We start from the raw sequence: 23,293 nt of genomic DNA on the forward strand, positions 1-23,293 counted from the left end.
CACGACCGTCGTTTCGGTCACCGCTGTCCCTTCAGTTCTGTACACCGGCCGCCGCGCGGGCCGCCGGTACCAGGGCCGACTCCAACGAAGCCAGCGCGTCGTCGTCGATCGCCGCACTGACGAACCAGGCCTCGAAGGCGCTCGGCGGCAGGTAGACGCCGGCGTCCAGCATGGCATGGAAGAACGCCGTGAACCGGGGCAGCACCTGGGCGTTGGCTCCGGCGAAGTCCCGGATCTCGGCAGGTCCCTCCGAGGACTCCACGAAGAAGACGCTGAAGAGGTTCCCGGCCGCCTGAATGACGTGCGGCACACCTTCCTTGTCCAGGGCGGTCGACACCAGCCGCTGGATCGTGAGCGACGTCTCGTCGATCTTCGCGTAGACCTCGTCGGTCGCCAGCCGCAGCGTGGTCAGACCGGCCGTGGTGGCGATCGGGTTCCCGGACAGGGTGCCGGCCTGGTAGACCGAGCCCTCGGGCGCCAGGTGGGCCATCACATCGGCCCGGCCGCCGAACGCCGCGGCCGGGAAGCCACCGCCCATCACCTTGCCGAACGTCATCAGATCCGGCTGTACGCCGTCGACGCCGTACCAACCGGACCGGGTGATCCGGAAGCCGGTCATCACCTCGTCGGAGATGAACAGGGCGCCGTTGTCGCGGCAGGTCTGCGCCAGGAAGGCGTTGAAGTTGTCGCGCGGCGGGACGACGCCCATGTTGCCGGGCGAGGCCTCGGTGATCACGGCCGCGATCTGGTCGCCGTACTCCGCGAACGCGGCGGCGACCGCGGGCTGGTCGTTGTACGGCAGGACGATCGTGTCGGCAGTCGTCGCCTCGGTGACACCCGGCGTACCGGGGATGCCCAGCGTGATGACACCGGAACCGGCCTGGGCCAGCAGTGCGTCCACATGTCCGTGGTAGCAGCCGGCGAACTTGATGATCTTTGCGCGCCCGGTGAACCCGCGGGCCAGCCGGAGCGCGGACATGGTCGCCTCGGTTCCGGACGACACCAGCCGGACCTTGTCCACCGGCGTCCGGGCGACGATCTCCTCACCGAGCAGTACCTCGGTCTCGGTCGGCGTCCCGTACGACGTACCCCGGGCGACCGCGGCCTGGACGGCGGCGATCACCTCCGGGTGAGCGTGTCCGAGCAGCAGCGGACCCCAGGAGGAGACCAGATCGAGGTAGCGATTGCCGTCGACGTCGGTCATGTGACATCCGTCACCAGACGCCATGAAACGCGGTACGCCGCCGACGGCGCGGAACGCACGTACGGGAGAGTTGACTCCGCCCGGGGTGACTGCGGAGGCCCTGTCGAAGAGCTCGGCGGACTGTTCTGTGTGTGCGGGCACGCCGGACATTCTCCCCGACCGGCCAGGCGGGCCGACGGGCAGGGCGGTCCGAATTACACGGGTGGATCGTGCGCAGGGGGTTCACAGGCGCTTTGTTACGCGCCAGTATGGGTACCCGGTGACCGCACGTACACGGTCTCGTCCGGCGCGTAACCCACGCAACGGGGCGGACGTTAGACCTATTACGACGGCAACCGACAAAGACACAGAGACAGTCCGCGGCGTGGGGCCGGGCTGGTCGATGAGTCACGGAGGGGAATCATCGATGGCGAAGGGCAAGCGCCGCGCCACGGGTAGCGGCTGGCGTCAGGCGGCGCCGCTGATCCCGTTGGCGCTGTTCGCGAGCGCATTCACCGTCAGTGCCACGGATGATCCGGCGGTCGCCACGGCGTCGCTGGAGCAGGGTCTGTCCGGCGGTAACTCGGTCGTCGTTCCGAAGCAGCCGATCTCCCAGCCGGCCAACGTGCCGCAGCCGGGTGTCGTCGGCCCGGGCGTCGACCCTGGCGAGCAGCCGACCCAGGTCGTCTCGGGACTGTCGAGGAACGGCATCCCGAACGCCGCACTGAAGGCGTACTCCCGGGCCCAGCAGGTGCTGGCCCAGGCCGACCCGTCCTGCCACCTGCCCTGGACGCTGGTGGCCGCGATCGGCCGGGTCGAGTCCAACCACGGCCGCTTCGGCGGCAACGCGCTGAACTCGCAGGGCGTCGCGGTTCCCGGCATCTACGGCCCGCGGCTGGACGGCTCGTCCGGCACGGCCCGGATCTCCGACACCGACGCCGGCGCGTTCGACGGCGACGGAGCATTCGACCGCGCGGTCGGCCCGATGCAGTTCATCCCCGGCACCTGGCGGGCCATGGGAGTCGACGGCGACGGCGACGGCGTGCGGAACCCGCAGGACATCGACGACGCGGCGATGTCGACCGCGGTGTACCTGTGCTCCGGCAACACCGACCTGTCCAAGGCCTCCGACGTCAACGCGGCCGTGCTGCGCTACAACCATTCCCAGCAGTACGTCGACCTCGTGGTCAGCATCGCCAAGGCGTACGCCGGCGGCAGCTGGATCGCGGTCGGCAACGGGACGTCCGGTGACGACGTGGACGACGCCGGCCAGCAGATCGGCGGCGGCGACATCAACGCGCCGTCGGACAAGAACCTGCCGAAGACGATCGACCTGCCGACCCCGCCGCCCACGGTGATCACGACGCCGACCGACGAGCGCGACGACACCCGCCCGACGGTCGTGCCGACCGAGCGCCCGACGTCCAAGCCGACCAGCAAGCCGACGTCGAAGCCGACGCCCGGCAAGCCGACCCCGACCAAGCCGACGTCGAAGCCGACCGTTCCGACCACGACGACTCCCGGTGTCGCGACGCTGACGACCGCGGTGGGCCTGATCGTCGGCACGGTCGGCTCCACGGTGGGCGAGCTGCAGACCGCCACGACGTACTGCCAGTCCGAGATGGCGAAGGTGACGATCACCAAGCCGACCCAGGACCAGCTGCAGAAGTGCGTGACCGCCTACCAGACCGGTGGGGCGAAGGCGGTCGACCAGGTCATCCGCAACCTGCTGTCCCTGCTGGGACTGCTGGGCGTTCTCGGTGGAGGCATCCTCGGGAGCTGATCCCTCACAGACCGGCGCACCTGCCCCCACCCCTCCCTAGGTGCGCCCCTGGCGACGCCACGGAGCACATCCCCCCGGCTCCGTGGCGTCGCTCTTTTAACGATCAGAACGTCCAGGCTTTCTCGATCGTCTGGCTGATGCTGTTGCCGAGCAGATCGCTCGCGTTGACCCGCACACTCGCGGAGGACGCACCCGCCGGAGGCGGCGGCAGCTTGGCCCGGACGGTGCCGAGTCCGCGCAGCGACAGCTTCTGCCAGGTCTTCCCGTCGTAGGAGATCTCGGCGGTCGTCCGGAAGATCCCCAGTCCGCGCACACCCGGCTGATAAGCCGGGGTCAGCTCGAGCCACCCGTCGGTGTGCTTGTAGTCGACCTGCACCAGCGGCAGCACGGCCCGGCTCTTGGTCGGCGCCGACAGGAAGTGCCACACCGTGTGCGTCGACGTCGAGGTGGTCGCCCAGCTGTTCGGCCCGCGCTTCTGATCCAGGGTCAGGTCGTACCACGCCGCCCGCGCCGGCACCGCCCACTGCGCCACCGACCAGCTCTCACTACCGAGCTCCACGCCGTTGCTGCTGAGCTTCATGCTCGTCACATCGCCGCGATCACCCCAGCCGAAGACGCTCCGGTCGCCGCTCACGTACTGCGGAATCGCGATCCGCAACGCGTTCTCGAACCGCGCCGGCGGCCAACCCTGCGCCACGTCACCGGCCGAGTCCGACAATCCCGGTACGGCGGGACGCATCAGCGACTCCCACCAGCCCCGCGTGACCTGCTCCCCCGGCCGGTAGCTACGCGGGATCGTGGACTCGTACCCGCTCTCGTTCCACTCCCCTGCCGAGGTCGCCTCGTCCCAGGTCACGCCCTTGAGGTCGGTGACGAGGTAGTCGGTCCGGCTGACCGGCCCGGTCACCGCGCGGGTCGACGTCAGCCCGGTGCTGATCCCGGGCAGGTGTGCGATCCGCTGGTCGGTGTGCAGGAACCACGCGTCGTTGCGCTGGAAGTTCGTGGTCACCACGGCCGGGTGCATCTTCGCGACGTCGTACGTCAGCGGTCCCTTCACCGTCGACGGTCCGATCGCGACGTCGTACCGGTAGGTGCTGTCGAGGAGGCCGCTCAGCTTGAGCGAGACCGGTCCCTTCGCCAGTGCGCCGAGCAGTTGCTTGCCCTGTTCGGAGCGCAGCAGGTAGAGCGGGATGCCTTGCTCGGTCCCGTCCGACCAGTAGCCCGGCGCCTCGTTGTAGAGGAACACCACCTTGGCGCCGGCCGCCTTGGCCGCCTCGACCTGCGCGACGATGTCGTCGGGTGAGATCCAGCGGATCAGCGCGATCTTGTCCTTGGCGCCGGTCAGCTCCGCCGGCGTGCCGTCGCCGCCGTTGTAGAGCGGGAGATTCTCGTTGCCGACGTACACGGTCCGGTAGGAGCCCTGGCCGGGCGTCGGCAGGCGACCCGCACCTGGTACGTCGACGGTCAGCTGCGGCTGGGCGAGATCCCAGCGCTGCACGACCTGGAAGGTGCCGTTGGCGACCTTCCCGAAGTCCTGCACGTAGATGCCGTTGGCAACCTTGCCGTCGAACCCCCAGCCGGACACGGCATCCCGGTCGCCGACCTTGCGGTGCCAGGCGATCCCGATACTCTTCGCGTCGGCCGGTCGCGGGGTCTTGATCGTCACCTTGTGCGCGGTCCGGGCGTCGAACGTGAAGGTACGGTCGGTGCCGATCCACTCGTCCGGATCGCCGAGCAACGTGATCGAGTTGGCCCAGTCCGCCTCGTCGCCGCCCACGGCGTACACCATCACGCTGTAGCGGCCGGTCGGTACGTCGAGGGTGCGGGTGCCGTTCTCGTCGAAGGCGATCGCGTTCACATCACCGGTGTCCTGGTTCCACAGCTGCACGCCGCTCGCGCCGGCCGCGGTGGTGGCCGGCTTGCCGTCGCGACCGATCGCCTTCACCGTCACCTGGTTCAACCGTCCACCGGCCGTGAACCCGAGACCGGTCCGGACGAGGCTGTTCCCGTTGCGAGCGGTCAGGACACCGGCATAGTTCGCGGGCTGGGTCTTCGCCAGGTTGAGCGTGACCGCCGCGGACGCCGTACCACCGGCGGGGATGGTCAGCCGGGCCGGGCTCACCGTCAGCCCGGCCGCCACCCCCGCCGGAGACTTGGCGCCGACCGACAGGGTCAGCGTCACCGGCCGGTTCGAGTTGTTGTGATAGGCAACCTTCCGGGTGACCGGCACGGGTGCGGCCGGGCCGATCCAGGACAGGTCGCCGAAGAACAGGTTGGCGGTGTCCGGGAGCACCTTCGGGTCGAGGGCGTTCGGGATGTCGATCAGGCCCAGGCCCTGCTGGTCGGTGCGGGCGCCGGCGGACGGGACGGCGGTCGAGGTCAGCGCGGCCTTCAGCTGCGGGCCGGTCCAGTCGGGGTGCCGCTGGGCCAGGATCGCGGCAGCGCCGGCGACGTGCGGCGTTGCCATCGACGTACCGCTCAGCTGGGTGTAGTACTGGTCGAGGATGTGGCCCTGCGCGGTGCCGGCGGCCCGGGCGGCGGCGATCTCCACACCGGGCGCGGTCACCTCGGGCTTGAGCGCCCCGTCACCCAGGCGCGGGCCGCGGCTGGAGAAGCTTGCCAGGTTGCCGTCTCCGTCGACCGCGCCGACGGTCAACGCCTCGGCCGCGGCGCCGGGCGAACCGACGCTCTGCTCGGCTCCGGCGTTGCCTGCGGCGATCACGAACAGCGTGCCGCTCGACTTCGACAGCCGGTCGACAGCCTCGCTCATCGGGTCCGTGCCGTCCGACGGGAGACCGCCGAGGCTCATGCTGACGACCTTCGCGCCCTGCTGGACGGCCCACTCCATACCGGCGATCGCCTCGGAGTCGTACCCACCGCCGCTGTTGTCGAGCACCTTGCCGATCAGCAGCTCCGCACCGGGCGCAACCCCCTTCCGCTTACCTGCGGACGCAGTACCGAGGCCGGCGACGATCGAGGCCGTGTGGGTGCCGTGGCCGTGCAGGTCCTGGACCGCCTCGTCCGGCACGAAGCTCTCCGAGGCGACGACCTGCTTGGCGAGATCGGGATGCCCGGCGTCGTACCCGGTGTCGAGAACAGCCACCTTGACGCCGTGACCGTCGTACCCCTGCTTCCAGGCGGTCGGGGCACCTATCTGCTTGTCCGACAAGTCGTCGGTGGCGTGCGTGCGGCCGTCGAGCCAGATCTTGGTGACCTGGCCGGTCTTGAAGGTGGTCGGGCCGCTGATGCCGTCCCAGAACGCCTTGGCGTCGGACTTCTGCACGGTGACCGCGGAGCTTCCGACGCTGGTGAGCGTACGGCGGAGAGTCGCGGCCGCCGGCGTACTGGGGGCGCTGCGCAGGGTGGCCGGCGCGGTGAGGAGGAGGGGCAGGCGATCGCTGCTCGCGTCGTCGTACCCCTGCGCAGCGAGTTCGGTGAGGTTGAACAGGCGCTTGTCCAGGCGGCCCGCGGTGAGCAGCGGGTAGGCCTCGGACGGGATCAGGCTGAGCTCGCCGTCGAACGTGCCGAAGTAGTACGGCTCGTCGTCGGTCAGCCGGGCTGACACCTGCCCGTCGGCGCTCGTGGTCAGCTCGGCGACATCGCCGGTGACGAGCGTGATCCGTTTGACCGACGCACCCGGCGTCGGGTGGACGGCCCCGGCGGGCTGGGTGGACCCGGGTTGCGCGGCGTGCGCCGGGGTGGTCGTCAGCAGCAGGGAACTGACGACCACCGCGGCGAGCAGGCCGGACGCGGACCGGGACGATCGGGGAAACACAGGCGGACACCTCCCGATGCCCCGACCCACGCGAGGCCATCATCGGGAGCCTGTCAGTTGCCTTCAGCCCCGGTCCACCGGTCTGTCTGACGTACACCCGCCATGACCGGTACCGGTCACCTTGAGCACCCACCAACCAGAACTGCCGGCGAAAAGTGGTTGGTGGGTGCTCAAGGTCGAGGGGTCAGGCGAAACGCTTCGCGACGTTCTCGACGCGCTCCAGGAGGTCGAGGTCGTAGGCGACGCCGGGGATGTAGAAGATCACGTAGTCGGCGCCGGCTTCGAGGGAGGCCTCGACCTTGTTCGCGATCTCGTCCTCGGTGGTGATCAGGTTGTCCTTGTCGAACTTGTCCCGGTTCATCGGGCCGAGCGCCTTCTCGGTCGCCTTCTGCGGGTCGTCACCCTTGTCGATCGGGAACACGTTCAGCCCGGTCGACTTGATGATCTCGTCGTAGTCGCGACCGATCTTGTTGCAGTGCTCCCGGAGGATGTCGCACTTCTCCTTGATCACCTCGGGGTTGCCGCCGCCGATGTTCGCGGCGTCGCCGTACTGCGCGACCAGCTTGAGCGTGACCTTCGGGCCGCCGCCGCCGATCCAGAAGCTCGGGTGCGGCTTGCGGACGCCCTTCGGCTCGTTGATCGGCGCGTCGATCGAGTAGTACTTGCCGTTGTAGACCGGCTTGTCCTCGGTCCACATCTTGTAGATGATCTCGGTCGCCTCGCGGAACGCGGCCATCCGCTGCGGGATGTCGGTCCACTCGTAGCCGTACGCCTTCCACTCGTGCTCGTACCAGCCGGCGCCGATACCGGCGTACAGGCGGCCGTGACTGGCGACGTCGACGGTGGACGCGATCTTCGCGTACAGCGACGGGTTGCGGTAGCCGTTGCAGCCGACCATCTGGCCGATGTTCACCCGCTTGGTGTCGCGGGCCAGCGCCGCGGTCGCGCTCCAGCACTCGAAGGTGGTGTTGTCACTCGGCTCGGGCACCGTGTGGAAGTGGTCGAAGAGCCAGATCGAGTCCCAGGACTGCTCGTCGGCGCGCTTGGCGACGTCGGTCATCGCCTCCCACTGCTCGATCGGATCCGCGATCTGTGCCAGATCCATCTTCCAGCCCTGCGGGACGAATACCCCGAAACGTGTAGTCATGCCGCCATCCTTTCCGGGGATGGCGGCATCGGTCCATGAATACGAGTACTGAATTTGCACTCAATCGGACCACTACAGCTTCTTAATTCATCGCGCGCTCAGAACACCCGCTCCGATTCCGGAGTCGGTGCGGTGCACCGCCCGGGCAGCGAGGATCGCGTTCAGCGCGATCGGCGCCAGCCGGCCACCGAACTCCTGCCGGGTCAGTGCTGCCACACCGGCAGCCGTCGGCGCGGCTGCCGACGTACCGAAGAACCGGCAAGCACCCTGCAGGTTGGTCGGACAGGTGCCAGATCCGAAGCCGCCGGCTCCACTGACCGAGACACCGTCAGCGGCGGCCCAGTACGGCGCCGGGAAGCTCCGCGACGAACCGGGGACGCCCTTGCACGGACCCGGCTTCCCGCCCGGGCACTGTGTGGTGGTGACGATCTGGGTCGGACCGGCCGCGCTGTACGGCTCGAGCGCGATGGTCTTCGGGTCGACCGACACGCTGGCGTTCACCGCACCGGCGCTGGTCGCGAAGCCCAGGTAGTTCGAGTCCGGGTTCATCGAGCCGGCCCGGTCCGGCGGATCGATCGTCTGTACGCCGGCCGACAGCGCACGCCAGCGCAGATCGAGGATCGGCGCCTTGCGGGCGGTCGAGGTGCCCTGGACGTCGACGACGAGCTTGACGGGCTGCGCCACACCGGTCGTGTTCTCGTAGATGAACTGCTCGATGGTGTCGCCGACCCCGTTCGCCTGGACCGCGTTGCTGGCCGCGAGGCACGTCGTACCGGAGGCGTCCATCAGATACAGGTTGAGGTCGGTGAATCCACCCTGACCGGCGGTCGGGTAGACCGCACGGGGCTCGCTCCACTGCAGCGTCGGCAGGATCGCCGCGCCGGGCAGCAGGTTGAGGTCGTACGACGTGTCCGCGCCGCGGAGCTTCACCACGTTGTCGGGGGCGTTCGGGCAGCCGTTGAACGGTCCGGTGACTCCGTCGGGGCCCTTGCCGGTTCCGACGGCGGTCACCCGCGGTGCATGCCGGTTGCCGAGGTTGCCGGCCGAGGAGCTGATCCAGATCCCGTGCTTGGCCAGGCTCTCCGCCGTGGCGGCGCCGATGCCCTGCTGGAACGCCGGCTCGTCGTCCAGCGCGATGTCTTCGGCGATCATCGTGACGCCCGCGTTGGCCAACGTGTGGAACGCCTCGACGTACTGCGCTGTCGTGTCCTGCGTACTGGCATAGGCCAGCTTCGCGCCCGGCGCCATGTCGTGGATGATCTCCAGCATCGCGGTGCCTTCGTCGTCCTCGTACGACGCTGCTTGCTGCAGCACCTGCACGTCCGGCGGCAACTCACCCGCGGCGACGGCGTCGGCCAGGTGATCGACATCGCCCGAGATCGCGCCGACCTTCTGCCCGCGTCCGGTCAGCCCGCGTGCCTGGGCCTTGTCGGCCTTGTGGAGCTGGACTCCTTCGGCGGTGATCGGGCCGGCGTCGACGGCGGGACGTAGCGACGGGCGCAGGGCGGTCACCCAGTCGAGGCCGGCGAGCGCGTCGAGCTTGTCGTACGGCACCGAGGCGGAGACGAGTCCGGTGTTCGGCAGGTCCGCGCCCGGTACAGCCTTGAAGTCGGCCGAGTTCTTCAGCACCGAGACTCCGAGCCTGGACAGGTCGCCTTCCTGCGCCGCGGTCACCGGCGCCGCGGCGTACACCTGCACGCCGATCCGGCCGCCGTCCGTCACCCCGAGCGCGCGAGCCTGTGGGCCGGCGGCCTTCGCCTTGGCCGTCGCGCCGGCCTTCGCGAGCGCCGCACTCTGCCGCAGCATCGTCGGAATCTTGGCCGAGGCTGCCGGTTCCTGTGGTGAGGCCGCTGTCGCGGGTGAGACCACCGCGACCACAGCCATCGGAACGATCAGCGCCACGCTGCTCAGCACATACCGGAGCTTCATGGAGTCCCCTCCCCCTCGTCGCCGGGACCACAGTCACCCACTCACCAACCAACTGTCCAGACTTCGCGTCCCACCCGAACGGACGCAAGGGAGAACTCTCATCGACAAGTTCGAGCAGTTGTTCAGCACCGCAGCACCACAGATTGCGCAGGGCACCCATCAGCGCGACGAACTCCCCAAGGACGGCGGTCGCTGGCCCATCAGCGTCGTACTGCGCCCTCCACAGGACTGCCCACTCGCCCACGCCCTGGACGCCCTGACCACAGAGGCAGCCGCCCTGGCCGGCCCCGACCACTGGCAAACCGGCCAGCTCGGCTCCGCCCACCTGACCGTCCGCGCCCTCGAGCCCCGCCGCGACGTCATCCCACCCGACGACCCCACCCTCGCCCGCTACCAGTCCGCCCTCCACCGAGCGACAGCCGCCACCACCTGGCCCGTCCGCTTCCAGGTGACCGGTCTCACCCTGACCCCGGGCACCGTCATGGCCTGCGCCGAGCCGCTAGGCCCCGAGCTCTTCAGCGCCCGCCTCACCACCGAACTAGGCCCGGACGCCTCGCACGAGACCAAACCCCGCGACATCTGGTACCTGAACCTCCTCCACTTCACCACCGACATCACGTCGCCTCAGGGGTTGATCGACTGGGTGGCTGCGCGCCGCCACACTGTCGTCGGCACGACCACGATCGCGGCACCGGAGCTCGTGCGCGCCGAGTACCACCCCGGCCCGAGGCCGTATATGCGCCTGGAGCCTGTGAGAGCGCTCTAGTTCCGGAACCGGTGAGGTCTTGACCAGGCGGGTGGGAGAGCTGAGAGTCGGGGCCGAACGCGGGTGTGAGGCTCGCGCCGAGGTGGGGAGCGTCCATGCGAGGTTTCCGGCGGATTGCTGTAGTTGCGGCGGCGGCACTGGTCGCGGGGATGCTGGTGACGAGCCCGGCGGTGGCCGACGACCCGACGCCGATCACGTTGGCGGCGTTCGAGGGCGGCGAACCGTTCGCCTACCCGCCGAACGCGGGCATCTTCACCTGGGGCAGTGACGCGGACGATCCACCCACGATGGAGCTGCAGACCCGTGCGGACGCGCCGGCCGGCGAGAAGGTCCTGCACGGCACCTACAACATCAGCGGGTACGGCGGCTTCAGTGACGACATCACGTACGACGTGAACCCGGCCGACTGGTCGGCGTACAAGGGCATCCGGTTCTGGTGGTACGGGCAGAACACCGCACCGCTCCCACCCGGCTCCGGCAAGCGGATCTTCTTCGAGATCAAGGACGGCGGCGCGAACGCCGAGGCCTCCGAGCTGTGGAACACCAGCTTCACCGACGACTGGCAGGGCTGGCACCAGGTCGAGATCCCGTTCAGCCAGCTGGTGTACCGCGGTGACTACCAGCCGGTCGGCGGCATCGACCAGATCCTGAACCTGACCCACATGTGGGGCTACGCGTTCACGATGCCGGTCGGCTCGCCGGGCGAGTTCGCGATCGACCAGGTCGAGGTCTACGGCAAGGCCGATCCGGCGCTGCGGGCGAGCGTCACGACCGACGCGGGTGTCTACCCGGTCAAGGAGGGCGGCACCGCCCAGGTGAAGGTCTCGGTCGCGACCACCGACGGGAAGCCGATCGACGAGCCGGTCACGGTCGACTACAAGTCCGGCACCGGCACCGCCTCGGCCGGCGACTACACACCCGTCGCGGGCACGCTCACCTTCCCGGCCGGTACGGCGTCCGGCACCAGCCAGACCGTCGCGGTCGCGACGAAGAAGGACCACACCGCCGAAGCCGCGGAGACCATTCCGCTCGAGCTCACGGTCACCGGTGCGAAGGCACCTGCGAACCCGGTCGTCGTGATCAACGCACACGATCTCCCGTACCTGAAGTCAAAACTCCCGATCAAGAAGCGTGTCGACGACCTGCTCGCCCGGATGACCACGGCCGAGAAGGTCGGCCAGATGACCCAGGCCGAACGCAACGCGCTGCGGTCCCGCTCGGACATCGCGTCGTACAACCTCGGCTCGCTGCTGTCCGGCGGCGGCTCGGTCCCGACCCCGAACACCCCGGCCGCCTGGGCCGCGATGATCGACAACTTCCAGCTGAACGCCCAGGCGACCCGGCTGCAGATTCCGCTGATCTACGGCGTCGACGCCGTCCACGGCCACAACAACGTCGTCGGCGCGACGATCTTGCCGCACAACATCGCGCTCGGCGCGACCCGCGATCCGTCACTGGCACAGAAGGCCGGTGAGGTGACCGCGACCGAGGTCCGCGCGACCGGCATCCCGTGGGACTTCGCGCCGTGCGTCTGCGTGGTTCGTGACGATCGCTGGGGTCGTGCGTACGAGGGATTCGGCGAGGATCCGGCGCTCGTGCAGTCGATGGCGACGGTCATCACCGGCCTGCAGGGCAAGGCGGACGGCAGTCAGCTCAAGCAGAACAACCACGTGCTGGCGACCGCGAAACACTTCGTCGGCGACGGCGGTACGACGTACGGCAGCTCGACGACCGGGTCGTACAAGATCGACCAGGGCATCACGCAGGTCACCCGGCAGCAGCTGGAGACGTTGCACCTGGCACCGTTCAAGACCGCGGTGGACCTCGGCATCGGCACGGTGATGCCGTCGTACTCGAGTATGTCGATCGACGGCGCGCCGCCGGTGAAGATGCACGGTGACGGCGAGCTGATCAACGGCGTACTCAAGCAGCGGATGGGCTTCGACGGGTTCGTGATCAGCGACTGGCAGGCGATCGACCAGCTGCCGGGCGACTACGCGAGTGACATCCGGACGTCGATCAACGCCGGCCTGGACATGATCATGGTGCCGACGAACTACCAGGGCTTCACCCAGGGCCTGACCGACGAGATCGCGGCCGGCCGGATCCCGATGGCCCGGATCGACGACGCGGTCCGGCGGATCCTGACCGAGAAGTTCAAGCTCGGCCTCTTCGAGCACCCGTACGCCGACACGTCGAACATCTCGTCGATCGGATCGGCCGCCCACCGCGCGGTCGGACGCCAGGCCGCGGCGGAATCCCAGGTACTGCTGAAGAACGACGGCAATCTGCTGCCCCTGAAGGCCGATCAGAAGGTCTATGTTGCCGGTAGCAACGCCAACGACCTGGGCAACCAGATGGGCGGCTGGAGCATCACCTGGCAGGGCGGTTCGGGCGCCACGACCACCGGTACGACGATCCTCGACGGGATCAAGCAGGTGGTGCCGACGGCAACGTTCAGCGCGGACGCGTCCGCTCCGCTGGAGGGTCACGACGTCGGCGTGGTCGTGGTCGGCGAACGCCCGTACGCCGAAGGAATCGGTGACGTGGGCAACGGTCACGACCTGCAGCTCACCGCGGCCGACAAGGCAGCTGTGGACAAGGTCTGCGGCGCGATGAAGTGCGTCGTGCTGATCGTGTCCGGGCGTCCGCAGGTCATCGCGGACCAACTCGGCAAGATCAACGCCGTGGTCGCGTCGTGGTTGCCAGGTACGGAGGGCGCGGGTGTTGCCGACGTGCTGTTCGGCAAGGTCCCGTTCAGCGGCCGCCTGCCGGTCAGCTGGCCGCGCACCGAGGACCAGCAACCGTTGAACGTCGGCGACGCGTCGTACGACCCGCAGTACCCGTTCGGCTGGGGTCTCACCACACAGGCCGCGGCCCGCCAGGCGTTGACCGAGGCGCGCAACAGCCTGTTGCGCAAGCACGATGCCTCTGCGGTGGCGGCCGGGATCGCGGCGAGCGTCGCGCTCGGCGTGAAGGACTGGTCAGGGCCGCAGGCAACCATTGCCCTGGCCGCGGCCACGCAGTCCGCCAAGCTGCTCGAGCGCACCAAGGCCGACACCTTCGCCGAGGACGACGCGGTCGTCGGAGTGGGCCGGTGGATCGCGCAGAACCACATCGGCCAGAACCTCGACGAACCCGCGTCCAGGCTCATCTCGGACGCGGATCACGCCCTCCTCAGCGGGCAGCTCAGCACCGCGACCACCAAGTTGATCGCGGCTTCGAAGCTCCCGTAGTAGGTGCTGGCCGGGGCGGTGACCCCTCATCCGCCCCGGCCAGCACGTCCCTGTCCCCGTGCGTCAGCGGCTGATCCTCGCGGCCGCCTGCCGCGCAAGCTTGTCGAAGTTCGGCGCGGGCACGCCTTGCCCCATCTCGCTGAAGGCCAGCACCGAGACGTTGCGGCCCTTCAGCGTCACGGCGTACGGGAACGCGCCGTCCTCGCTGCCCGGGTCGTTCGGCTTCGGGTAGTCGTACCAGCGGATCACCTAGGTGAGATCGCCGGACGCGCCCTTCACCACCCGGTTCTCGGTGATCTTCCGCGCGTGCGTCGGCGCGGGCTTGCTGTACGTGCAGCTCTTCAGCGTCGCGATGATCGAGTTGTACGCCGCCTTCGCGGCCGCCGCGTTCGCGTACCGGCTCACGTACTGCGCGCCGTACGCGTCCATCTCGTCGGTGAACCCACGCGCCATCCGGGCGGCAACATGCTTGCCCTCGGTCGACGCCGGCCCGCAGTACGTCCTCGGCAGGATCCCCTTGTCGACCTGCCGGAACCAGTTGCGGCGCGCGTCCGCCTTCTTCACCTCTCCCACGGTGAGCAGTTGCGAACGGCTCAACGCCGTGGTCGCAGTCGTGCCCGACGTCGCGGCATCCGCGCCGCCCATCCCCAGCACGCCGATCCCGGCGGCCATCGCACCTACCGCTGCACCGGCCGCGAGCATCCCCCGCAGCTTGCCCCCAGCAACCTTCATGTCTCGTCCCCTCGTTGGTCGGTTGTGCCGAGGTAGACGCGAAGACTCTCAGAAAAGTTGGGTTCCGGTCTAGACAGAAGTTCTGCTGCGGAGACGGCGGAGCATGCGGGCGTCTTCGAAGCCGACCGTCCGGGCGGCGGTTTCGATCGTGGTGCCGTGGCCGATGAGGTGCTCGGCGCGCTCCAGGCGGAGGAGTTGCTGGTAGCGGAGCGGGGTGAGGCCGGTGGCGGTGGTGAAGATGCGGGTCAGCGTGCGCTCACTGACACCGACCTGGCCGGCGAGATCGGACAGCAGGAGGCGGTCGGCGTATCTGGCGTCGATGACGTCCTGGACGCGGTGGGCCAGATCGCTGAGATGACCGCGATGGCGGAGCATCGCCGACTCCTGCAGCTCGTCGCCGTTGCGGCGGGCGTAGACGACCATCTCGCGCGCGACGCGGGCGGCCGCCTCCGCGCCGTGGGCGACCGCGACCAGGTGCAGGGTCAGGTCGATACCGCTCACGATGCCCGCCGAGGTGATGACGCGATCGTCCTCGACGTACAGCACATCGCGGACGATGGTCGCCCGCGGGTAGCGGGCGGCCAACTCGTCGGTCAGGTCGTGATGGGTCGTGAACCGCCTGCCGTCGAGCAGACCGCTCGCGCCGAGGGCGTCGGCGCCCGAGCAGACACTCGCGACCGTGCCACCTGCCGCGTGGTGATCGCGCAGACGCCGGCGGGTGCCCGGGCCGATCGGCGGGACCGGCGACAACCGCGGGGAACGCCATCCGGGTACGACGATCAGGTCGTCCGGCCCGACCTCCGGCCAGTCCAACTCTGCGCGTAACGGCACGCCTTGCGCGGTCATGACCTGTTCGGCTTCGGCGACGTAACTGACCTCGTAGCCGTACCCGAAGTCGTTCGCCGTCGTGAACACCTGCGCCGGACCCGCGAGGTCCAGCAGGTGCACCTTGGGCACCAGCACGAAGACCACGCGAGTGGGACGCATTCGGTCAGGATGCCACGGGTACGCCGGTGAGCTCGTCGAGCGTCCGGATCGTGGCGAACCGCCCGGCCAGCACGTACTCCGTCCGCTCGGCCACCTGCTCCGCGGTCAGGGTCCGGGGATCGGCCAGAATCTCCTCGACCGACGCCTCCTCGCGGATCGACCAGTGCGCCAGCGCCATCGTCGCGGTCGCCTCGGTCACGAACACGACGTCGTACCCGAGGTCGGACCCGACACGGGCGGTGGTCTCGCAGCACTGCTCCGTGCGGATGCCGCTGACAACGATCTCGGAGACACCCTGCTGGGTCAGCAGCTGCTGCAGATTCGTTGTGGTGAAGGCGTTGTGTGACGTCTTGGTGATCATCGGCTCGTCCGGCAACGGTTCGAGACCGTCGATGAGCCGGACGTGGCCATTGGCCGGATCGAACGCGCCGCCGGTGCCGGGCTCGCTGTGCAGCACCCACACGACCAGTTCGCCCTTGTCGCGGGCCGCCTGCACCAGACGGTTCACCCGCTCGGCGATGTCCGGGTGGTTCACCAGTTGCCAGTTCGAGCGGGTCCGGAAGGATTCCTGGACGTCGATCACGATCAGTGCGGTTCGGCTCATGACCCGAGGATCACCCGCGGACGGCGTCCCGGGAAGGCTCGATCGGGGCCCGAACCGGACCGATCTGGTCAGCACCGAGATCACCGTGAAGAGATCGGACGAATCCACACCCATCCGAACTGTTCCAAACACCGGTCTGGCGTGCTTATCGTGCCCAGGTCTGCTTCTACAACGATTGAGGGGATTGCGATGCCCGATCACCTGCCCCGCCGCCAGGTCCTCCGGACCGCCGGCGCACTGGGCCTCGGTGCCGCCGCCGCGGGCGCTTTCACCAGCACCGCGGAAGCCAGTACCCAGACCAACTCCGGCGCTGGTACGACGGATAAGTTGACTGCCATGGGCGAACACCACGGCAGGCTCGAGATCCGCAAGGACCCGTTCGGTACCACCCCCGACGGCCAGGGAGTGGACGTGTACACGTTCACCAACGGCCGGGTGACGATCTCGATGCTCACCTGGGGCGCGACCATCCAGCGGGTCGAGACGCCGGACCGCCGCGGGCGGACGACGAACATCAGCCTCGGCTTCGACAACCTGCCCGACTACGCGGCGCTCAGCCCGTACTTCGGCGCGACCATCGGCCGCTACGGCAACCGGATCGCCAAGGGCAGGTTCACGCTCGACGGTACGACGTACCAGATCCCGGTCAACAACGGCGAGAACGCGCTGCACGGCGGCACGATCGGGTTCGACAAGAGGGTCTGGAAGGCCGAGGTCGTCAAGTCCGACAAGGCGGTCGGCGTCGCGTTCACCTATGTCAGCCCGGACGGTGAGATGGGCTTCCCTGGTGAGCTCACCAGCACCGTCACGTACACGCTGGACCGGCGCGACAACCTGCGGATCGACTACCACGCGACCGTCGCGGGCAAGCCGACGATCGTCAACCTGACCAACCACGTGTACTTCAACCTGCTCGGCGAGGGCAACGGCACGATCTACGACCACGTGCTCGAGCTCAACGCCGCGAAGTACACCCCGGTCGACGTGAACCTGATCCCGACCGGCGAGATCGCTCCGGTGGCCGGCACGCCGTTCGACTTCAACCGGCCGACCGCGATCGGCGCGCGCCTCCGCGGCGACCACCAGCAGCTGATCTTCGGCCGCGGCTACGACCACAACTTCGTGATCGCCGGGCGACCGGACAGCCACGGTCTGCGCCTGGCCGGCCGCTTCACCGAGCCCGAGCACGGCCGCACGATCGAGGTCCACACCGACCAGCCCGGCGTCCAGTTCTACAGCGGCAACTTCCTCGACGGCACCTTCCTCGGCATCGGCAACAAGGCGTACCGCCAGGGCGACGCCTTCGCGTTCGAGACCCAGCACTTCCCCGACTCCCCCAACCACCCCAACTTCCCGTCGACGGTCCTGCGCCCCGGCGAGACCTACAAGAGCACCACGATCTACAGCTTCGGCACGAAGTAGATGCGTTAACGACAGGAGGTAGTCCGCCTTACGAGGCTCGGCGGGCGTGGCTCGCGCTCAGACGGCGTCGTTCGAGGGGACTACCTCCTGTCTTCACGACGCGCAGACCAGCCGGCGAAGGGTCACCTAACCAACCTAGGGTTGGACTCATGGTGCTGCAGATTCCGTTCGAGGACGCGTTTCGGTTCGATCCGTCCCCGACGTTCGCGGAGCTTCGGGAGAACGAGCCGGTGGCTCGAGTGCGGACACTCGCGGGTGCCGAGGTCTGGCTGGTGACGCGGTACGACGACGTGAAGCTCGTGCTCGCCGACCCGCGGTTCTCGCGGGCCGCGGTGGTGAAACAAGGAGCGCCGCGGGTCGCGCTGGCCAAGCCGATGCCGAACAGCCTGACCACGACCGACCCGCCGGAGCACACCCGGCTGCGAAGGTTGGTGGTGCCAACGTTCGCGCACCGAAAGATCGAGCGGACCAGGCCGTGGGTGGCGGAGCTGTCCGCGCAGCTCGCCGAGGACGTCGCGCGGGCCGGTGACGGTGCCGACATCCGGCAGCTGGTCGCGTTGCCGTTGCCGATCCAGGTGATCTGCCAGCTGCTCGGCGTACCGTATGCGGATCGCGCGCAGTTCCGGGAGTGGACCGAGCTCGGGTACAGCATGAAGATGGCCGAGAAGGACCTGGTCGAGGACGCGATGACCAACCTGACGGCGTACATCGAGGATCTGGTCACGAAGAAGCTGGCGAACACGGACCAGCCGGCCGAGGACCTGCTCGACGAACTCGTCCGGGCCCGCGAGGAAGGTGACCGGCTCAGCCAGGAAGAGCTGATCGCGTTCGGCGTGAACCTGCTCGTCGCCGGGCACGAGACGTCGGCGAACCAGATCTCGAGCTGTGTCGCGACATTGCTGCGCTGGCCGGAGAACTGGGCCCGGCTGGTCGAGGAGCCCGAGCTCATCCCGACCACGATCGAGGAGCTGCTGCGGTTCAACCGGTTCAGCGAGGTCGGTCAGCTTCGGGTCGCGGTCGAGGACCTCGAGCTGCATGGCGTACAGATCAAGGCCGGCGAGGGCGTGATGGCCGCGCTCAACTCGGCCAACCGGGATCCGCGCGCGTACGACGCTCCGGACGAGCTACGGGTGGATCGGCAGGACAACAAGCACCTGTCGTTCGGCTTCGGGCCGCACTTCTGCCTCGGCGCACAGCTGGCGCGGATCGAGCTGCAGGAGTCGCTGCTGGCGCTGGTCCGCCGGTTCCCGCGGATGAGTCTCGCGAAGCCGGCCGAAGAGCTCGAGTGGCGTCGCGTGCTGGTCAGCGGTCTCGCAGAACTGCCGGTGAACCTGGGAGGTCCACCGGCAGCTGGATGACTCAGTTCTGCGAGGCGAACACGACCCCGTGCTCGGTCTCGTACTGCTCGATGAAGCGGGCTGCCATCGGCTCGCTGCAGTTGATCGCGGTGGCGAGGTTCTTGGCCGAACGCTCGTGACCTTCCGGCCAATCGCCCAGCATGTTCCAGGCCCGCATGCGCTTCTTCTCCAGGTCGGTCGGCTCGACCGGCTCGTCCTCGACCGGCTTGCTGACGACGACGGGCTCGACCTTCGGCGTGGTGATCAGGGCCGGCGGCTCGGGGTCCGTCGGGCCTGCGAACGGCGACGGCGGCTTGGGCTTCTCCACCGTCGGCTCGGCCTTCGGCTGCGGCGCGAACGGCTTGAGCTTGCCGGAGGCACCGTTGCTGTTGCCGTTGACGACATGCTGCGGCTCGCCGGCGTCCTCGACCACGACCGCCTCGGCGACCGACTCGTCACCTTCCGGCGGCTGGTCGACGATCGCCATCAGCTCGCCGGTCCAGGCGTCCTCGTCGCGCAGCGACACACCGGTGTTGTCCACCCGTCGCGGCTGCCCGCCCTCGAGCACCCAGACGGCGGCCGGCACGGCCGGTCCCTCCTCGGGCTCGGGCGGCGGCGAGATCGCCTTGGTCAGCTTGTTGGTGATGACCTCGTAGTTGATCCGCTCCTCGAGCATCCCGGCCAGCCGGTCCGGGTCGTACGTCGTCTCGGCGATCTTCGCCAGCCGCTCGTCCTGGTGCTCGGACCGGATGTACTCCGCGACCGTGCCGGCGATCGCCTCGCGACGACTCCGGTTGCGGATCTGGTGCTGGGCCGCGCGAAGGCTCTCGTACAGGCCGTAGCCGTGCTCGATCGCCAGCGAGCGCGCCAGCCAGGTGACCCGCGGCTCGCGGGCCCACTGCACGACGCCGTACACCGGGCCGGTCTCACGCATCTGCCCCGCCCGGCGCAGTGCGTCGCGGCGGCGGGCCGAGCTGTGGATCAGCCAGAGCACGTAGGCGAACGCGGACAGGCCGCCGAAACCGAAGGCGAGGAACCGCTCCTCCGGCCGCCAGTGGCCGACCACGTTGAACACGACCGCGACGAGTGCCGCGAAGAACGACATCGCGCGATAGGCATAGGCCTGCTCGCCCTTACGCCGGCGCAGGTCGGCGAGCGCGGCGGTGGCGACGCCACCGAGCTCGAGCACCGCGACCGCGGGCGTGACGAGGACGATCTTGAGCAGCGGTGAGAAGCCGCTGTCCGGCCAGGGGATGTGGGTCACGCCGGCCCAGACCTGGCCGACCAGCGCCGCGGCAGCCGCGGTCGCGTAGAAAGCGTAGGCGACCTTGTCCGCACCGGTGAGGGGTACGTTGACCAGTTCGCCAGTACTGGTGCTGCTGGTGTTCTCCTGCAAGACGTGCACTCCTGACCGGTTTGGGCTCTCCGGCAGTTCGTCGGGTGGGTGGAACGGCGGCCCCCATATAGCGCGCTGCACGAGGCTACCGGTTTCCGGCCCCGGAAGGGGAGGCGAATCCGGAAACGTCTCGAACCTCCCCACAACATCCGTCATTCAAACGACTCATATCCTCGCATCCATGCTCCCGACCGTGCGCTCCCTCCCCGCTCCCGGCCCACTCGCCGACCACCTCGCGGAACGCTACGGTCTCGGTTTCGCCGGCGCGACCCTGCTCCGCTCACTGGTCAACGACGTGTACGAACTCGCCACCGGCGACGGCGCGAAGTACATCCTCAAGCTCTACCGGTACGACGGCCGCCATCCCGACGAAATCCGTTGGGAGGCAGGGCTTTCAGCACATCTGCGGTCGGCCGGCGTACTCGCACCGACGGTGGTTCCGCTGCTCGACGGAGACACGGTCGGGCTGCTCGGGACACCCGAAGGACCCCGCGCGTTCACCCTCTCGACGTACGTCGAAGGGAGCAAGCCGCAGCAGCCGTTCACCGACGAGTTGTACGCCGCGTTCGGAGCGCAACTCGCCGCATTCCACAATGCCGCCGGCAACTACAAGTCGGAGTACTACCGTCGGCCGGCCGACGTCGCGCATCGGCTCGACGAACCGCTCGAGCAGATTCTCGCTGTGGACAACTCGGAGGAAAACCTGCTCCGGTCGCTGGCGGGTGCAGTACGGAACAACCTCGCGCAGTACTCAAAGGCAGGAACCTGCCACGGCGACGTCACGATGGACAATGTTTTGTTGACCGAGCAGGGACTTCTGCTGCTCGATTTCGACCTCGCCGCGGTCGGCCCGTTGGCGGCCGATTTCACCGGCGTCGCGACGACACCGCCGCGGCGGAGCTCGACGGGCCGCAGTACGGCGGCCGCCGTACTGCTCTGAGTCTTTGGGTTCACAGCGAGGTGCCAGGGAACGTGGAGCTGGGTTGAGGGCTGGCGGCAGATGCTGGGTGCATGAGGGTTGCGGCGCGGTCGTTGAGTGTGCGGGTCGCGGCGGCGATGGTGGTGCTGGTCGCGGTGATGAGTCTCGTGATCGGCGCGCTGACGACCGCCGCGATCAGCTCGTACCTGACCAAGCAGCTCGACGGAAAGGTTGCCGCGACCCAGGGGCGGGCGATCAACGCGCTGATGAAGGGCAATCAGAGCGGACCACCTCCGGATGCGCCGCACGGGCAGGACGCGGGCACCGTGACCGTGTACGTCACGCCGTCCGGAGCCGAGGGCAACGTGATCACCTCCGACGGCACGCTCACCGCTCTCGGTGACCCGGCGGTCGGCATGCTCGACGACCTGACGGCCGGCGAGAACAGCACGGTCGACCTGCCGGACCTCGGCGAGTACCGGGTGCACGCGTCCAGCGTCGGCGCGGTCACCGTGATCACCGGGCTCCCGACGAAGGACATCCAGAACACCGTCAACAGCCTGATCGGCTGGGAGGTGCTCTTCGGCGGCATCGGCGTGGTGACCGCCGGCGCAGTCGGCGTCTTCGTCGTACGGCGTCAACTGCGGCCGCTGCGTCGGGTCGCGCAGACCGCCCGCGAGGTGGCCGGTCTGCCGCTGGACACCGGGGAGATCGGGGTGACCGCTCGCGTACCCGACCAGCTCACCGACGAACGCACCGAGGTCGGCCAGGTGGCGGTCGCCCTCAACACACTGCTCGGTCATATGGAGAACGCCCTCGACGCGCGGCATCGCAGCGAGCAGCAGGTCAGGCAGTTCGTTGCCGATGCATCCCACGAGCTACGTACGCCGCTGACCACGATCCACGGCTACGCACAGCTGAGCCTCCGCCAACGCGATCCCGAGCTCTACGGGCACGCCATGGGAAAGGTCATGGTCGAGACCACTCGCATGGCGTCGTTGGTCGAGGACCTCCTCCTGCTCGCCCGCCTGGACGCCGGCCGCCCGCTCGACCGGCGGCCGGTCGACCTGTCCCGCCTCGCCCGCGATTCCGTCACCGATGCCCAGATCGTTGCCCCCAGCCACCATTGGGAGCTGAAGCTGCCATCGGAGCCGATCGTCGTCATCGGCGACGAGCAGCGTCTCCACCAGGTCGTGGCAAACCTGCTCACGAACGCCCGCCGTCACACCCCGGCGGGCACCACGGTCACCGTCGCCGCCAAGCTCGCCGACGACTCCGCCGTACTCACCATCCACGACGACGGCCCCGGCATCCCGGCCGACCTACTCCCGAATGTCTTCCAACGCTTCACCCGAGCCGATACGGCTCGCACGAGCACAACCGGCGGTACGGGGCTCGGCCTCTCCCTGGCCCAATCCATCACCCACGCGCACAACGGCACCCTTACCCTCACCTCGACGCCAGGCAGCACCAGCTTCACGCTGGCCCTACCCACCTAGAGCTGCGCGGTCGGGCTGCCCACGCCGCGGAGAAGTGTGTCGACGAGCTGGGTCGCGAGGGCGTCGGTGTCGTCGGGGTCCTCGTCGCGGCGGTTCTGGCAGACCTCGTGGAGGAGGGCGTAGTAGATGCGGCGGGCCCAGATCGGGTCGACGTCGGCTCGCAGTACGCCGGCCTGCTTCAGGCGCTCGAACAGGCGGTCGCAGGAAGCGACGACGCCGGCCATCAGCTCGTCGCTCTCGCTGCTGGCGGCAAGGGCCGTGTTCATCGAGAAGCCCCAGGACAGCTTGACCCGGAGGGCGTTCGCGGTCGCCTGGTAGAGGGCGACCATCGGCGGCGCAGTCTCGAACCGGGCCTCGTCGACGGCGCTCGCGAGCTGCTGCGACGCCCAGGTCTTCATCGCCGTCACGAGCGCCTCGCGGGTCGCGAATCGCCGGTGCACGGTCGTCCGGGCGACGCCGGCCGCGGCGGCGATCTCCTCCATCGAGGCGGACGGGTTGCGGTTCAGGACTCGCTCGGCCGCCTCGAGGATCGTCCGCACGGTCCGCTCGGCGTCTGCGCGCATGACAAAAGTGTACCC

General features: G+C 68.8%; 17 protein-coding genes. 7 read left to right on the plus strand and 10 right to left on the minus strand.

The window, feature by feature from the left end; genetic code table 11:
- Nucleotides 1-31: 31 nt before the first annotated feature.
- Complete coding sequence (hemL, locus tag OHA10_RS07095) at nucleotides 32-1,354, minus strand: glutamate-1-semialdehyde 2,1-aminomutase (RefSeq protein ID WP_371405362.1); 1,323 nt, start codon at nucleotides 1,352-1,354, stop codon at nucleotides 32-34.
- Between the two features lie 256 nt (nucleotides 1,355-1,610).
- Between hemL and OHA10_RS07100 the strand changes: the two genes are divergently transcribed.
- Nucleotides 1,611-2,966, plus strand: coding sequence for a lytic murein transglycosylase (locus OHA10_RS07100; RefSeq protein ID WP_371405363.1), 1,356 nt, complete (start codon nucleotides 1,611-1,613; stop codon nucleotides 2,964-2,966).
- A gap of 103 nt (nucleotides 2,967-3,069) precedes the next feature.
- On the opposite strand, the gene OHA10_RS07105 is transcribed toward OHA10_RS07100, so the two are convergent.
- From OHA10_RS07105 to OHA10_RS07115, 3 genes are all read right to left on the minus strand, one after another.
- Nucleotides 3,070-6,741 carry a S8 family serine peptidase gene (locus OHA10_RS07105; RefSeq protein WP_371405364.1) on the minus strand — a complete coding sequence of 1,224 codons (3,672 nt, stop codon included), beginning with the start codon at nucleotides 6,739-6,741 and terminating at the stop codon, nucleotides 3,070-3,072.
- A 184-nt stretch (nucleotides 6,742-6,925) separates the two neighbouring features.
- Nucleotides 6,926-7,888 (minus strand): LLM class F420-dependent oxidoreductase, encoded by a 963-nt coding sequence (locus OHA10_RS07110; protein WP_371405365.1) that lies wholly within the window; start codon nucleotides 7,886-7,888, stop codon nucleotides 6,926-6,928.
- 87 nt (nucleotides 7,889-7,975) lie between these two features.
- Nucleotides 7,976-9,817 (minus strand): S8 family serine peptidase, encoded by a 1,842-nt coding sequence (locus OHA10_RS07115; protein WP_371405366.1) that lies wholly within the window; start codon nucleotides 9,815-9,817, stop codon nucleotides 7,976-7,978.
- A gap of 118 nt (nucleotides 9,818-9,935) precedes the next feature.
- Here OHA10_RS07115 and OHA10_RS07120 point away from each other — a divergent pair, with 118 nt between their 5' ends.
- A complete protein-coding gene (locus tag OHA10_RS07120; protein ID WP_371405367.1) occupies nucleotides 9,936-10,583 on the plus strand; it encodes a hypothetical protein in 648 nt (215 codons plus the stop codon).
- A gap of 95 nt (nucleotides 10,584-10,678) precedes the next feature.
- The gene (locus tag OHA10_RS07125) at nucleotides 10,679-13,819 is read left to right on the plus strand and encodes a glycoside hydrolase family 3 N-terminal domain-containing protein (RefSeq protein WP_371405368.1); all 3,141 of its coding nucleotides are present in this window, start codon (nucleotides 10,679-10,681) and stop codon (nucleotides 13,817-13,819) included.
- A gap of 63 nt (nucleotides 13,820-13,882) precedes the next feature.
- Here OHA10_RS07125 and OHA10_RS07130 read toward each other — a convergent pair whose 3' ends face one another.
- The 4 genes from OHA10_RS07130 to OHA10_RS07145 all read right to left on the minus strand — a co-directional run bounded on the left by OHA10_RS07130 (nucleotide 13,883) and on the right by OHA10_RS07145 (nucleotide 16,142).
- Nucleotides 13,883-14,068, minus strand: coding sequence for a hypothetical protein (locus tag OHA10_RS07130; RefSeq protein ID WP_371405369.1), 186 nt, complete (start codon nucleotides 14,066-14,068; stop codon nucleotides 13,883-13,885).
- A complete protein-coding gene (locus OHA10_RS07135) occupies nucleotides 14,069-14,551 on the minus strand; it encodes a hypothetical protein (protein ID WP_371405370.1) in 483 nt (160 codons plus the stop codon).
- A gap of 69 nt (nucleotides 14,552-14,620) precedes the next feature.
- Nucleotides 14,621-15,538, minus strand: coding sequence for a GlxA family transcriptional regulator (locus tag OHA10_RS07140; RefSeq protein WP_371405371.1), 918 nt, complete (start codon nucleotides 15,536-15,538; stop codon nucleotides 14,621-14,623).
- A 4-nt stretch (nucleotides 15,539-15,542) separates the two neighbouring features.
- Nucleotides 15,543-16,142 (minus strand): isochorismatase family protein, encoded by a 600-nt coding sequence (locus OHA10_RS07145; RefSeq protein WP_371405372.1) that lies wholly within the window; start codon nucleotides 16,140-16,142, stop codon nucleotides 15,543-15,545.
- Nucleotides 16,143-16,331: 189 nt separating this feature from the next.
- On the opposite strand from OHA10_RS07145, the gene OHA10_RS07150 reads away from it, so the two are divergent.
- Together OHA10_RS07150 and OHA10_RS07155 are read left to right on the plus strand one after the other, a co-directional pair.
- Nucleotides 16,332-17,564, plus strand: coding sequence for an aldose epimerase family protein (locus OHA10_RS07150; RefSeq protein ID WP_371405373.1), 1,233 nt, complete (start codon nucleotides 16,332-16,334; stop codon nucleotides 17,562-17,564).
- Between the two features lie 149 nt (nucleotides 17,565-17,713).
- Complete coding sequence (locus tag OHA10_RS07155; RefSeq protein WP_371405374.1) at nucleotides 17,714-18,922, plus strand: cytochrome P450; 1,209 nt, start codon at nucleotides 17,714-17,716, stop codon at nucleotides 18,920-18,922.
- 1 nt (nucleotide 18,923) lies between these two features.
- Here OHA10_RS07155 and OHA10_RS07160 read toward each other — a convergent pair whose 3' ends face one another.
- The gene (locus OHA10_RS07160) at nucleotides 18,924-20,297 is read right to left on the minus strand and encodes a hypothetical protein (RefSeq protein WP_371405375.1); all 1,374 of its coding nucleotides are present in this window, start codon (nucleotides 20,295-20,297) and stop codon (nucleotides 18,924-18,926) included.
- 181 nt (nucleotides 20,298-20,478) lie between these two features.
- On the opposite strand from OHA10_RS07160, the gene OHA10_RS07165 reads away from it, so the two are divergent.
- Both OHA10_RS07165 and OHA10_RS07170 read left to right on the plus strand, forming a co-directional pair.
- The gene (locus OHA10_RS07165) at nucleotides 20,479-21,237 is read left to right on the plus strand and encodes a phosphotransferase enzyme family protein (RefSeq protein WP_371405376.1); all 759 of its coding nucleotides are present in this window, start codon (nucleotides 20,479-20,481) and stop codon (nucleotides 21,235-21,237) included.
- A 71-nt stretch (nucleotides 21,238-21,308) separates the two neighbouring features.
- Complete coding sequence (locus OHA10_RS07170; RefSeq protein ID WP_371405377.1) at nucleotides 21,309-22,715, plus strand: ATP-binding protein; 1,407 nt, start codon at nucleotides 21,309-21,311, stop codon at nucleotides 22,713-22,715.
- Here OHA10_RS07170 and OHA10_RS07175 read toward each other — a convergent pair.
- Nucleotides 22,712-23,278 carry a TetR/AcrR family transcriptional regulator gene (locus OHA10_RS07175; protein ID WP_371405378.1) on the minus strand — a complete coding sequence of 189 codons (567 nt, stop codon included), beginning with the start codon at nucleotides 23,276-23,278 and terminating at the stop codon, nucleotides 22,712-22,714. The genes OHA10_RS07170 and OHA10_RS07175 overlap by 4 nt on opposite strands.
- Nucleotides 23,279-23,293 lie beyond the last annotated feature (15 nt).

The organism is Kribbella sp. NBC_00662 (assembly GCF_041430295.1).
Lineage (GTDB): Bacteria > Actinomycetota > Actinomycetes > Propionibacteriales > Kribbellaceae > Kribbella.